This is a genomic window from Bartonella sp. DB5-6, assembly GCF_000278115.1.
GTDB lineage: Bacteria > Pseudomonadota > Alphaproteobacteria > Rhizobiales > Rhizobiaceae > Bartonella > Bartonella refiksaydamii.
In genome coordinates this window covers 67,882-81,021 of sequence record NZ_JH725120.1, presented here as the reverse complement: position 1 = coordinate 81,021, position 13,140 = coordinate 67,882, and the positions used below count along the sequence as shown (strand labels likewise).

The following is a 13,140-nucleotide window of genomic DNA, read 5'->3' as shown; positions in this document are numbered from 1 at the left end:
AGCTTCGATATCTGTGCTACTCTCTATGAAAATGACAGATATGTGGTGATTTCTCAAAGGAATGAATGATATCTAAAGCATTAACCTGTATGTAGCTGTAAGTTTATTAAGAGATGTGATATTTTAAGAGTGGTTTATTTGGGGTGAATCAACTTTTTGATAACAAAGGTGCATTTTTTGTACCACAGTGCCATTTACACAAGCAATTTACGTAGTGCTGTGGCAGTTTGAAGTTTCCATTCTAATTATGTTGTTGTTTTAGATTATAAGATATTTGAAATTGCGCGTTTTATTATTTTTTGTGTTCGCTCATAATGGAGCTTTTGATACATTCATATGAGATGTTTGCTATAGATAGAGTACATCTTTATTGAATTTGTTTTAAAAAGATCGTCTTGAGGCAATGTAGTGGATTTGGTGTTTTTTAAGAAACAAAAATCTATGAAATTGTAAAAACTAAATTTTATTTATCTCATTTTAAGAGATTTTTTTATTTAACAAATATGGTTGATTTTATGTGTAAGGAAATTCCTTTTTGGAAAGTGAAAAAACTAGAAGAAATTTCCATTTCTGAATGGGAGAGCCTCTGTGATGGCTGTGGGTGTTGTTGTTTGCACAAAATAGAAGATGATGATACTGGTGATATCTATACAACTAGTGTGGCTTGTCGTCTTTTAGATGAGAAAACTTGTCAGTGTCGGGACTATGTTCATCGCAAATCAATTGTTCCAAACTGTATATCGTTGGATGTTGCAACTGTTAAAACAGCTCGTTGGCTTCCAGAAAGTTGTGCTTATCGGTTGATTAATGAGGGAAAAGACCTTCCATGGTGGCATCCACTGGTCTCAGGAGATTGGCAGACGGTGCATCAAACACAATTTTCTGCGCGTGGACAGATAGAAATTTATGAAGATGAATTATTATCTGAAGAAGCGTATATCCATTATATTACCGGTCTTCTTTGTGAAGGCCGGTAATATAATCTTTTCACGCAATAATTTGCCATGATTGATAAGATTGTACGACTTAGTCTATAGTAAATACTACAGTAACACTGACGTTATAGCCCAACTCTCCTCCTGAAAAATTTGTATCGGCGTAGCTTGCACGGGTTGCACTGCTCATAAGGCGTGGACTTGGATAATAATCATCATTATTTTCATTGATTTCAATGATTTTTCCTAATTTTAAATTTGCTGCTTGTGCTATAGTTTCAGCTTTTTCAATGGCTCTAGTGATAGCTTTTTTACGTGCTTCTTTATAAAATGGCTTTGTATCAGCGTTGGTAAAAGTAATGCCATTAACTGAGTTAACGCCGAGCGTCACTGCTTGATCAAATATTTTACCAGCATTGGCAAGATCACGAATACGCACTGTTAAAGAATTTGAAACATGATATAGTTTTTCATTGTTCTTTTTTTCGTGATGTTTGTCGGGGTTGGATTGATAAATAGATAAGCCGGATGTTTGTAAATCATTTGCTTGGATGCCATTGCTCTTAAAAGCATTTACAATATCATTCATAGATTTATTATTGGCTGCTAATGCTTTTTGGGCAGTCTTGTCATTTGTAACAACGGCTAAGTTGATAATCGCCATATCCGGTGCTGCTTGGCTTTCGCCAGTTGCAGTAACTCTAATAGTTGCGTTTTTTATTTTGCTTTCTCCAGCATGCATGGGGAGTGAGCTGGCTAGCAATGCGAGTGCTATCATAATTGTTTTAACTTTATAATGATTCAACGGTTGGAAAATTATCTTTATCATATCTATTCCTTTATATTTGTTAGTTCACTACTTTCTCATTTTTGGGAGTTCTTGTAAAGAAATTAGGGCACTGAGAAAAAAAACCGATAGAAAAAGGAGAAAAAGATGGGCTATAATTCAGGTAGGCTCTTGTATCATGGAGCGTTTTAGTTTAGAGAAAAGCGATCTGTGTGGGGCCTGTAGCTCAATTGGTTAGAGCCAGCGGCTCATAACCGCTTGGTTGGGGGTTCGAGTCCCTCCGGGCCCACCATTAAATAAAATAATATTATATAATGAAGTCTTCAGATTTGTCTCTTTAGTTTATTCTGAAGTTTTTTGATTGTTCTATTTTAAGAGGTCTTCTATCTAATTTTTGTATAGAGTGATACCATGTTTTCTTCAGTATAGCTAAAAAGACTTTCATTTATGACATTGTAGTATCTGAGCGTATGGCTGTTTATCTTATTTAATTCATGTGTTAGTTTTTAAATTTCTACTGCATTACATTTTTCACGAAACAGAGTGCTAAAATTTTTTATGAGAGTTTATTTCTGCTTTTCTCACCAATGAATGCTTTATCACACTAAGACCAATTTTAAGGGGGCATTAGTTTAAGTAGAATCAGAAGAAAAATATCTGTTTTAAATGAATGTTTTTTTGGTTTTTAATGAATGGTATTATCTGTTACGTCTTTTGGGATGATCCTAACTGCACTATCACGATGCAAGCTTGTACAAAAAATGTAGTTCATAGATGTTATGTGTATCATGTAATCAGTGATGATAACATTTGTTGATGTTTTCTTTTTACAAGTTGGGATTCTTTTTTCTTTTGGTAAATGTTGTGCAACTTATGTGCGGAGATCATTAGGGCTTGTCCCATTGTATCCTTTTTAAGTATTGCATTTTTGTTCATGCTAGATCTCTCTGCCGGTATTTCAAGGATGCTTTCACAGGGAAAGTGCCTTTCTTTGAAAGGTATATTATAGCGTTTTAGGCAGCACTGCTGTTCATAAGAGCTATACAATATTGCATTGTTATGTTCTTGTTTTGTGATATCGTTTAAAAACATAGATAGTGCTGCGTAGAATAGAATTGTGATATATTATTTCTTTCAAAATAAGCTTTTTGTATTCTCTCACGTAAAGTTCAGCAACGTCTTTAGAGGTATTTTCACGTAGATTAATTATTGGTTCGAATCGCAAAATTTTCATAACATTATTAGCGTTATTGATAAAAGTGATGATACCAGTTTTTTCATAAAAAGGTCTGGAACGTGTGATGTCTTTTATTTCATAATGGTACATAATTAAAAGAATTTCATCTGATTTTATAAAACCAGTTTGTATACAACTGCTGACATACGGCCTATTGCAAATATTTTTCTAAGGTATGGGGTATATGCAAACGTTTTGGCGTTATATAGTTTGACTGCATGGAGTATAGCTATGAAGAATGACAAAAAATTTGAGGTTACTTTATCTGATATTATCGTGAAATGGGAGGCTCTATCTACAGCTCAAAAAAAAGAAATATTGAAAATAGTAGAAAGCTCTACAAATTCTGATCAGTCAACAGAATACTTAAAGCTTCAATCTTCTTTTTATCTCCAGACGAAATTAAAGCTATGAGTTTTAAATCTTCATCGGAGATGTTAAAACCAGTTATTACATATATGGCACTAGCATTTCCGAGTGTGTTGAGAATAGCCATAAGTTTGTCTACAGAGGGTCTTTTCCCCCCGTTTATCATTTGTTGTACGTAGTTTTGTCCACAGCCTGCAGCTTTGCTTATTTCAATCATCGTGCGTCCATCACTTTTTATTAACTCAATTAAGCGTTGAAACCAATCTTTTTCAGTCTTTTTCATTTTTAGACCTTTACACATTTACGCTATAGCGTTAATATTGCGCTGCGAATCCAGAATATATGATACAAGGAGCGTCAAAATATCCATGCGTAGCTTTTCGCTTATGAAGGATATAGAGTTGTTTTTAACTAATAACAAAATGTCCGCATACACTTTCAGATTCGAATCAATAAAAAATGGTTGCTTAGTTCCACGGTTGTGACAGGGTGGACGCGTATAACCAGAGACGGAGATACACTTGGTGTGTTTATGAAATGTTACTGATAGTATACGCAGCACCATTATAAATCAAGATATACCCAAACATTGGCATTTATAAGAAATTTCCGCGTTCAGATGATGCACGGATATAGCGAAGCTTTACAGCCTTAAGGGTAAGGGGGGGGCCTGTAGAAAAAATACAAATTCATGGATGAAGAAGGTTTGTTTTCCTTTTGTTTTAATAGATTAGGTTACTGTTAGACGATATATTGTATGCGTGTGTTAAGAAACTTTGAAAATATCAAAAAAAGTGGTCGTAATAATTTTATAGAGTATGAAGGTGCTTTCGGTCACAAAGGTGATTGCTGGGTAAAATCTAATACGAGCGGTAGATGCTTTATTGTAGATGAATATGTTTTTGCTGACGCCATGGTTTATAACGATGCTCGTGTTTATAATGATAGCCATAGTGTGCAGATATATTGTATATTTCCTGTTTTCTGCCTCATTTGTGTTTACAGAAGTGCGCCAGTATATGGTAAAGTAAAGGTTTGCAATAGGCTACATGTCCACAACATTACAAAGATTTATTGTAGTACCAAGATTAGTAGCAATGTGCAGGTTTACAGCGGTGTTCATGTATACAGCAATGCCCAAGTTTATAACTCTGTAGAGATTTCTAAAAATTCTAAAACTTATGTCAACGCTTTAGTTTGCGATTATGCAAAGATTCATGGGAAGGCAGAAGTTTACTGTCATGCTGAGGTTTGCGGCTATAAAGCTTTTCGCAATGATAAAGAGACTCACATAGGTAGCTACATTTTATATGATATGAAAGAGGTAAGAAAGGGCGATGCGGGGGAGGCGGCTATTGGGTTTGTTGAGCTGTTAGCATCGTTTGAAATTATTTGTATTCTTATGTTTTATGTAAAAAATACGGTGCAAATAATTGGCGAGAGGGTGTGGATTTTTACAGCTTTTATGGGGTTGCGTTGCATCATTGGTTAGCGTGTTTTGATGGAGAGAATAAAGGGTGTTGAGTGCAATTTGTTGCACTTAGCATATGCGGTTTCGTCTTCTTTTTTTGATGAAAGGCGAAATAAAACAAATGAATCGAGATGATCGATTTAATAGCAACTAAAGGAGATTAAAATGAGTTTGAATGAAATTTTATTAGGAGCTGTGATTGTTGTTTTGCTTTTTAGTGGGATTATGTTTCGGTTACTTTTTTATTCTCGCGATCAGGTTAAAGCTCTTAAAGAAGAGGCAAGAAATATAAAGCATGAGTTTTTAAGGGATTCTATGAAGATAACTGAAGAACGAGATAGGGCAATTAGAGAGCAAAATATGGTGATTAAAAGACGTGAACAAACAATTGAAAAACTGAAAAAACAAATTAAGCAATATGAAGAAGCCATGAAACAACATCATGAACAGATTAAATCTGAAGATAGCACGAAAAAGTGATTGTGTTCATATTTTGCGTCGGATCTGTGTATTAAAAGATTTTGGAGATGTTAAGAAAAGTGATTAAAGAGTTTGAGGATAGCAAAAGAACTAATTTTCACCATAAAAGTAACGAATGAGTTAGTGGTGAGCTTATGTTTTTAGGGAACCTTCAAGTTTTTTCCAATGTTATGGTTTATGAAACCATTTAAGTTTATGGGAAGGTCGTTGTCAGTGGCAATGTAAAAGTTTCTGGTAATGCACATGTTGCTGAAAAAAGTGTTGGAGGGGTGGTATTCTTCTTTGGAGAACGAGGTATATGATGGATAAAATAACCTCAACTAACAGGTATAAAAAAGCATGGAAGTAGCAAGAAAGAAGGATGCCTGTTTTTATAAAAGTATGAAGCAAACGTATAGGTTATGATGATTGGACAGAAAAATCATATTCATAATTTGAGTGTGTTCTATTACGTTTATTACTATTGCGAAAAGACGGAAGATTTGAGAAAGTTGCAGATTAATAGATTCAAGAGGCAATTTAGTTGTCGGTTTAGAGATAGGAATAGCGTTTGCAAAAAGCTTTATTTAACAGTATTTATGTATGCTAGGAATTACACAAAAAACTCTTTCTATCGAGGAAAAATCAGTTACTCTCCATTCGTCACCAAAATGTGGTAAGATATTCCCAATATACAAAGGAAAAATTTTTGTTTTAATAGCAAAGAACGTTAGGGTTGTAGTTCCCTAATAAGCGCTTTATGCGTAATTTCTTTTATCTGCTCAATGTTTACTAGGATATCTTGTTTCGTTGGATAGCCTTTACTAGAAAAAGCGATTTTTTGTTCGTCCCCTGAAATTAAACGCCAGTACCATTGATTGTGAACTCCTTGAAACACCTCAAAAAACATGCTTTCCACCTCATAAAATAGCCGATAATTTGCAGGATAAATATTCAACCAATTTGACTATAACAGTAAGGTATGTCTCTATAGTGAGTAGTCAATATATTCCCCTTCATTTTTTTGATCTTAAACAATAATTTCTATGAGAATCCTATCTTGTAACAAGAAAATATTTATTGTCAATAATGTATAAATAGGTATTTTATACTATAAAAAATTATTTTTTAATTTTAATTAGGCTGTATTCTTATTTCGATTAGAATTTTTTTGTTGTAGTTAAACAGATAGCTTTAATGATTTTATTATAGAAACAAATTTTATAAAGTAAATAAGGCTTTACCAGCATGGAAAAAGTAAAAGTGCTTCTTTCCGTACTGATAGATTCACTTATTTTATTATTCTTTGTGATAAAGATGTCTATTGATTGGCTATAATCTCTTTTTGCGATACACTTCGAATGAGTAAATCAATGAACAGGCTAAGGGTATAGGAATTGGCCATTTTTGCCTTCGTATCAATCAAAGAGGTTGCAGCCTTTGAGTTAAGGCTATTAGATAAGCCTTGTTTTGTCAAAAACTGCTGCAACTTTTCATAAGAGCTATCGATTTTTTCTTGATCTAGTTTTTCACTATGATCACTGTTCGCAAGAATCTCTTCAAGCCGCTCAATTTTTTTTATAAAATAGTTCCAGTCAAAGTCACCTTTTGTATATTCTGTGTCAAACATTTTTCCCTGTCCAGTTAAAAGCCAATTAATATTGACACCGTACAGCGTGCGATATATCTGTAATACACTAAGATTTGGTTCTCTTTCTCCGCGCTCATAAAAAGCAATAGAGTTTTTTGTCATGCTAAAACTTTTAGCCAGTGCTTCACGTGATGGATCCCCTAAAGCTAGGCGTACATAACGTAAACGTTTTCCAAATATAGTTTTTGACTCAGTTTCAGGACGTGCCACGAATTATCTCCCTCAGTAAATCATCACGGTATCGGTTTTGACCGATAAAGGCACACTATGTATTAATATCTCATGATATAATGTCAATATTTATAACTTTATTTTTCTTTATTTTTTTAATTTTAGTGGATAGAAGGTGATTTTTGATACATCTTATTTAAAATTGGTATGTATTTCAGATAAAATTAACCAATCTTCTCTTGTTTTTTCTGTAAGAGATTCCATATAGATTCGCCATGTAGATCCTGTCTATTTTGCATTAATATATGCAATCTTCAGATATGTACCATATTCACTCTGTATCAGAGAAGATGAATTAAAGAAATAAATTTTGAGGAATGATCATGGCCCTATTAGGCTATTTTAGATGGGCTTTTTTTTTCACGATTGTTGGCATTTTTATGGGAGGGGTTATTGGTTGGTTTGAAACAGGAAGTATTACTGGTTTTTTTAAATATTTTTTTATTTGCTGCGTTTTAGGAATTTTGGAAATTTCTTTATCTTTTGATAATTCTATTATTAATGCACGGATTCTTGGAAAAATGGATTCGTTATGGCGCAGTCGTTTTTTGGTATGGGGCATTTTGATAGCTGTGTTTGGGATGCGGATTGTTTTTCCGTTACTGGTTGTTGTTGTGGCGGTTGGGATTAATCCAATTTCGGCAGTAAAATTAGCGATATGGGAGCCACATCAGTATGCTGCAATCTTAACGGATGCTCATGTAGGTATTGCGGCTTTTGGGGGAACTTTTCTCATGATGGTTGGGTTAAAATATTTTTTTGACCTTGAAAAAGAGGTACATTGGCTCGCTTTTATAGAAAAACCTGCTCAAAAGCTTGGGGTGCTTGGTGGTATTGATATTGCAATTGTTTTGGTTTTGATATTATTCCTTTCAGAACAGATTGTAACAGAAAATAAAATGGCTTTTTTACTTGCTAGTCTTTATGGACTTTTGACGTTTATAGGTGTTGAAGCTGTTAGTTCGCTGTTGGATACTCCAAAAAGATCTTTAACTACGGTTGCAAAAGGGGGAGCAGGTGCTTTTCTTTATCTAGAAATTCTAGATGCTAGTTTTTCTTTTGATGGCGTTGTTGGTGCTTTTGCTTTTTCACACAATCTTTTTATTATTGCAATTGGTCTTGGCATAGGTGCATTTTATGTTCGCTCTATGACGATTATGTTGGTCGAATCAGGGACATTGTTACATTATCGTTATCTGGAGCACGGCGCTTTTTATGCGATTTTGGTACTCGCAGTGATTATGTATCTGCAAACTGTTATATTGGTTCCTGAAGTATTTACAGGACTAGTGGGGGTCTGTATTATTGGAATGGCATTTTATTCTTCTCTTCGTTTTAAGCGCCACCTATCTGAATAAGCATGTTGTATCTACATAAATTAAAATTTTTATGCATTGCAATAAAAAGAAAGTATTTTAGGAGGACATTAAGAGCTCTATACCAGATTCGTTCATGGTTTTAAGCATTGTGTTAAGTGATCCATTTAGATCAATACCAGCACAGGCGTTTAATGAAACGCTCACTTTAAAGCCGCATTGTATAGCGTGCAGTGCAGAAAATCCTACACAAAAATCGGTTGCTAAGCCGCACATAGCAAGCTTTGTGAAACCGTGTTCTTTTAGATAAACTTGTAAGCCTGTTGGTGTTTTTTGATCATTTTCAAAAAAAGCCGAATAGCTATCAAATTTTTGATTATAGCCTTTTCTAAGGATAAGTTGCGCTTTCTCAGCTCTGAGAGATGTATGAAATTCTGCTCCTTGTGTTCCTTGTATGCAATGATCTGGCCAAAGGATTTGGGGGCCGTAGTCAAGATTTACGGTATCATAGGGTATTTTTTCAGGATAGGAGGAAGCGAAGCTACAATGGTTTTTAGGATGCCAATCTTGGGTTAAAATGACATGATTAAAATGGTCTATGAGATTATTGACAGCAGGTAAAATGGTATCACCTTGTGGTACTGCAAGTGCTCCACCTGGCAAGAAGTCGTTTTGTATATCGATGACGATTAAGGCTTTTTTTTCCATGAATATATTCCTGTTAAGAAACTTTCTTTTGTGATACCTTTAAAAAGTTATATTTTATCTTGAAGTTTTGAAATGATTTCGTGGATGTTGGTATTATTTTTGTAACTATCAAGCCAAAAAAGGGGAATGGATAAGTTTTTAGAATTTATTTTATAATTTTCTACGAATTGCAACCATGCACCAATGGAAAGCGCACTGTAATCATTAATCGCTATGTGACGGCGCAAAGCCCTCATGATCTTCAAGCTTGGGACGTCAGATCCCATAAGACGGCGTTCGTTCTGTAAGCGCAACTTAAGCCACATCAATGCAAGGGGGGAAGTCCATTGTTTTCCATAACACAAAATTGATGAAAAAAAAGAAGGATTTCTTGCTGCATAGTGTAAAGCCCACAAAGCAAAAAAAGAGGGGGCATAGAGAATCGTTTTTTGGGGTGGTACAGATACATTATTGCATTGGTAAGTTGGTTTAATACGATAAAAAAACACTGTTATATCTTGGAGAGAAAAGAGAGACGATGTTTGATAACACGTTTCAGGTACAGCTAAAAAAATTTTCTTTTTGCTCTTCAAAGGGACGTTTTTTTGCATTCAAAACCGTAATAGAGCTTGTGAAATTAGAAAAAATATATCAATATAAAAGAAAAACTTTTAATATAACGAACGCACTGCTTGACGCGCAGTTTGAGAAAAGCAAAAGCAATTCTTTAAAAGTCTTAACCTTTAATACCGTGTAGTATAAAGAGAAATTTATGGCACGTCAATTTATCTATCATATGGCTGGGCTTAACAAGGCTTACGGCAATAAAAAAATTTTAGAAAATATTCATTTGTCTTTTTATCCAGATGCAAAGATCGGTATTTTAGGACCGAATGGTGCAGGTAAATCGACTATTTTACGTATTATGGCTGGGCTAGATAAGGAATATACGGGAGAGGCATGGCTTTCTGAAGGGGCACGTTGTGGCTATCTACCGCAAGAACCTCTTCTTGATACAAGTAAAGATGTGCGCGGTAATGTGATGGAAGGTGTTGCGGATAAGCAGGCAATTGTTGAGCGTTATAACGCGTTAATGATGAATTATAGTGAGGAGACGGCTGATGAAAGTGCACGACTTCAGGATATTATCGATAGCCAGAATCTTTGGGATTTAGAAAGTCAAGTGGAAATGGCTATGGCTGCTCTTGGTTGTCCACCAGCAAATGAGGATGTGGCAAAACTTTCAGGAGGTGAGAAGCGGCGTGTTGCTCTTTGTAAATTACTTTTGTCAAAACCCGATTTATTGCTTTTGGATGAACCTACAAACCATTTGGATGCTGAAACTACAGCTTGGCTTGAAAGGCATCTATGTGAATATTCCGGTGCGGTGCTTTTGATTACGCATGATCGTTATTTTCTCGATAATGTAACGGGTTGGATTTTAGAATTAGATCGCGGTAAAGGTATTCCTTATGAGGGAAATTATTCCGCTTATTTGGGAGCGAAAGCTAAGCGTTTGGTTCAGGAAGGTCGTGAAGAAGCTGCTCGTCAACGTGCATTGTCACGTGAGCAAGAATGGATAGCTTCTAGTCCAAAGGGGCGGCAATCAAAATCAAAGGCTCGAATTAGGGCCTATGATGAGTTAGTTCAGGCTGCACGGGAGCGTCGTCCTGGAGAGGCGCAAATTATTATTCCTATTGGGGAAAGGTTAGGGCAGGTTGTCATTGAAGTTGATAATCTCTCTAAGGCGTATGGCGAGCGTGTATTAATTGATGATCTCTCTTTTAAACTTCCTGCTGGTGGTATTGTTGGTGTCATTGGTGCCAATGGTATGGGAAAATCTACCTTGTTTAAAATGTTGACGGGACAGGAACAGCCAGATTCAGGTCAAATACGCATCGGTGAGACAGTTCACATGAGTTACGTTGATCAGAATCGTGATTCGTTGGTCGGTGATAAAACCGTTTGGGAGCAAATTTCTGGCGGAAATGACATTATTAAGTTGGGGAAATATGAGATGAATAGTCGTGCTTATTGTGGTGCGTTTAATTTCAAGGGTGCAGATCAACAGCAGAAGGTGGCAAATTTATCAGGAGGACAACGCAATCGTGTACATTTGGCTAAACTTTTAAAGGAGGGAGGCAATGTTCTTCTTCTTGACGAGCCTACAAATGATCTTGATACAGAAACTTTAGGTGCATTGGAAGATGCGTTGGAAAATTTTGCTGGTTGTGCGATGATCATATCACATGATCGTATGTTTCTTGATCGACTGGCAACACATATTTTGGCTTTTGAAGGTGATGGTCATGTGGAATGGTTTGAAGGTAATTTTGCTGAATATGAGGCTGATAAGGTTCGCCGTCTCGGTGTAGAATCTCTTAATCTTAGGCGTGTAAATTATAAGCCGCTTACACGCTAGGATTTTGTATCTTGTGTAAACTTGATTGAAAGAATGAGGATGGTGTTTGGTATTGCTTTTATTTTTCAAAAGACAGTGCATGCACCATGTTGAAAAGTTTTGTTTTTCGCATCTCATAAGATAGAAATGAGAGCATAAAATCCTGATTATATCCTTCGTGGAATATGTATCATACTTGATATGCTAGGACATGTACAAGTACCCGTTACTTATCAAATTATAAGAGAAAGTTGTAAGCTTTTGTATGCAGTTTTGTGGTTATAGCCTCAATATTTTCGCTATCATCACGAGAATAAGGGACCGTTAGTTTAGGGGTTGCTTGTTGTTCAATTTGTTGGAAAACAATGTAATAAACAGAAGTAATGCAACTCTATGCCTTCTACTTGATTTTCTATTAATAGGAATAAATGCTTATCTGAGCAGAGAGGAATATTGATGAAAAAAGTAGTAAGTTTGGATGCAGCGATTATGTCCCTGAAAACGATGGCAGAGATAACTCGTTTGCGTGTTCTTGTGCTCTTGTGCCACGAAGATTTAACGATTTCTGATTTTACTTTTATCCTTGGTCAGTCGCAATCTCGTGTTTTGTGGCATTTGCATTTATTGTACGAGGCACAGTTGATAGAGTGTTATCAAAAGGGAAATCGGATTTATTTTAAGCTTTGTCATGGTTGTTTGGGTAAAGATATTGTGATGACTGCTTTTTCATCTTTGCCAAAGCATGATGTGAAACTGGCACACGATTTAGTGCGTTTGGTAGATATTAAAAAGCAGCGTCGAAAAAGGGGGAAGAAATATTTTTTACAAAACAAAGCACAATGGGATACATTTCGATTTTCCCATATTGCGGATTATGTAGTGGAAAGTGCCTTACTTGAAATCGTTGGCGATAAACAATTTGATACAATGTTGGGGATTGGTGTAGATACAGCCCCTATCTTAAAATTCTTTTCAGGTCTTTATACACGTGCAGTTGAAGTTGTACTTGATAGTGATGTTTTGCATCTCTCTATTCGAGATACAACTTTTGATTTGGTCATTCTTTACTGGGCTTTACATTTTCTTGAAAATCCTGAAGTGGCTCTTAATGAGGTGGCACGTGTTTTGCGCCCTCATGGACGTTTGCTGATTGTGGACTTTGTTCGCTATACGACAGAGCCTTCATATTCTTACCATGCACATATGCATCTTGGGTTTTCAGATTCACAAATAGAACAATGGCTTAAAGATGCAGGACTCATTTTAGAACAAACGGTTTGTCTTGCTCCTGTAAAAAATGAAAATAATGAGAGGCTAAGAGTTACATTTTGGCTTGCACGTGATCCACGTTTACTGGTTGATGATATCAAAGACAAAAAAGTAGATTTTGCATAATTATATTTGTTAGTATGTTTCATTCTTTGGTTTTTCTCAATTAGAAGCGCAAAAATGGGATTTTAGTAAGCCTTCGAAGAGTTATTGCTTTTGGTGCGTGCATTGTGTTTTTTGCATGAGATTATTGATGTTTTAATTATGGATGAGCAGCTGTATCAGCTAACGGCATTTTATAGAGATGAGGCTATAATGGTAGTTATT

12 protein-coding genes, 1 tRNA gene and 1 pseudogene are annotated in these 13,140 nt (G+C 35.5%); 8 read left to right on the top strand and 6 right to left on the bottom strand.

The annotated features are described in order from the left end of the window. The first annotated feature begins 515 nt into the window (after nucleotides 1-515). Nucleotides 516-977, top strand: coding sequence for a YcgN family cysteine cluster protein (locus MCO_RS07070; RefSeq protein WP_040299044.1), 462 nt, complete (start codon nucleotides 516-518; stop codon nucleotides 975-977). Nucleotides 978-1,026: 49 nt separating this feature from the next. Here the strand turns inward: MCO_RS07070 and MCO_RS07065 are convergent, their stop codons facing one another. Then, nucleotides 1,027-1,764, bottom strand: a complete 738-nt coding sequence (locus tag MCO_RS07065; RefSeq protein ID WP_007553447.1) for an SIMPL domain-containing protein — start codon at nucleotides 1,762-1,764, stop codon at nucleotides 1,027-1,029. A gap of 173 nt (nucleotides 1,765-1,937) precedes the next feature. Here MCO_RS07065 and MCO_RS07060 point away from each other — a divergent pair. Together MCO_RS07060 and MCO_RS11275 are read left to right on the top strand one after the other, a co-directional pair. Next, nucleotides 1,938-2,014 (top strand) — tRNA-Ile (locus MCO_RS07060). Between the two features lie 1,176 nt (nucleotides 2,015-3,190). Beyond that, the gene (locus MCO_RS11275) at nucleotides 3,191-3,373 is read left to right on the top strand and encodes a hypothetical protein (RefSeq protein WP_007553445.1); all 183 of its coding nucleotides are present in this window, start codon (nucleotides 3,191-3,193) and stop codon (nucleotides 3,371-3,373) included. On the opposite strand, the gene MCO_RS07050 is transcribed toward MCO_RS11275, so the two are convergent. Continuing rightward, a complete protein-coding gene (locus MCO_RS07050; protein WP_007553444.1) occupies nucleotides 3,297-3,611 on the bottom strand; it encodes a helix-turn-helix domain-containing protein in 315 nt (104 codons plus the stop codon). The genes MCO_RS11275 and MCO_RS07050 overlap by 77 nt on opposite strands. A gap of 474 nt (nucleotides 3,612-4,085) precedes the next feature. Between MCO_RS07050 and MCO_RS07045 the strand changes: the two genes are divergently transcribed. Together MCO_RS07045 and MCO_RS07040 are read left to right on the top strand one after the other, a co-directional pair. Further along, nucleotides 4,086-4,820: a hypothetical protein gene (locus MCO_RS07045; RefSeq protein ID WP_007553443.1), complete on the top strand. Its 735-nt coding sequence runs from the start codon at nucleotides 4,086-4,088 to the stop codon at nucleotides 4,818-4,820. A 144-nt stretch (nucleotides 4,821-4,964) separates the two neighbouring features. Further along, on the top strand, nucleotides 4,965-5,279 hold the full coding sequence (locus MCO_RS07040) for a hypothetical protein (RefSeq protein WP_007553442.1): 315 nt from the start codon (nucleotides 4,965-4,967) through the stop codon (nucleotides 5,277-5,279). 709 nt (nucleotides 5,280-5,988) lie between these two features. On the opposite strand, the gene MCO_RS07035 is transcribed toward MCO_RS07040, so the two are convergent. Both MCO_RS07035 and MCO_RS07030 read right to left on the bottom strand, forming a co-directional pair. Continuing rightward, nucleotides 5,989-6,168, bottom strand: a complete 180-nt coding sequence (locus MCO_RS07035; protein ID WP_007553441.1) for a DUF1508 domain-containing protein — start codon at nucleotides 6,166-6,168, stop codon at nucleotides 5,989-5,991. A gap of 411 nt (nucleotides 6,169-6,579) precedes the next feature. Beyond that, entirely contained in the window at nucleotides 6,580-7,119 is a 540-nt protein-coding gene (locus MCO_RS07030; protein ID WP_007553440.1) for a helix-turn-helix domain-containing protein, read from the bottom strand. Nucleotides 7,120-7,463: 344 nt separating this feature from the next. Here MCO_RS07030 and MCO_RS07025 point away from each other — a divergent pair. After that, nucleotides 7,464-8,517, top strand: a pseudogene (locus MCO_RS07025) (DUF475 domain-containing protein). A gap of 38 nt (nucleotides 8,518-8,555) precedes the next feature. Here MCO_RS07025 and pncA read toward each other — a convergent pair. Together pncA and MCO_RS07015 are read right to left on the bottom strand one after the other, a co-directional pair. Beyond that, complete coding sequence (pncA, locus tag MCO_RS07020; RefSeq protein WP_007553438.1) at nucleotides 8,556-9,164, bottom strand: bifunctional nicotinamidase/pyrazinamidase; 609 nt, start codon at nucleotides 9,162-9,164, stop codon at nucleotides 8,556-8,558. 47 nt (nucleotides 9,165-9,211) lie between these two features. Then, nucleotides 9,212-9,754 carry a hypothetical protein gene (locus tag MCO_RS07015; protein WP_007553437.1) on the bottom strand — a complete coding sequence of 181 codons (543 nt, stop codon included), beginning with the start codon at nucleotides 9,752-9,754 and terminating at the stop codon, nucleotides 9,212-9,214. A gap of 161 nt (nucleotides 9,755-9,915) precedes the next feature. On the opposite strand from MCO_RS07015, the gene ettA reads away from it, so the two are divergent. Together ettA and MCO_RS07005 are read left to right on the top strand one after the other, a co-directional pair. Continuing rightward, nucleotides 9,916-11,565 (top strand): energy-dependent translational throttle protein EttA, encoded by a 1,650-nt coding sequence (gene ettA, locus MCO_RS07010; RefSeq protein WP_007553436.1) that lies wholly within the window; start codon nucleotides 9,916-9,918, stop codon nucleotides 11,563-11,565. 435 nt (nucleotides 11,566-12,000) lie between these two features. After that, the gene (locus tag MCO_RS07005; protein WP_007553435.1) at nucleotides 12,001-12,939 is read left to right on the top strand and encodes an ArsR family transcriptional regulator; all 939 of its coding nucleotides are present in this window, start codon (nucleotides 12,001-12,003) and stop codon (nucleotides 12,937-12,939) included. The last annotated feature ends 201 nt before the right edge of the window (nucleotides 12,940-13,140 follow it).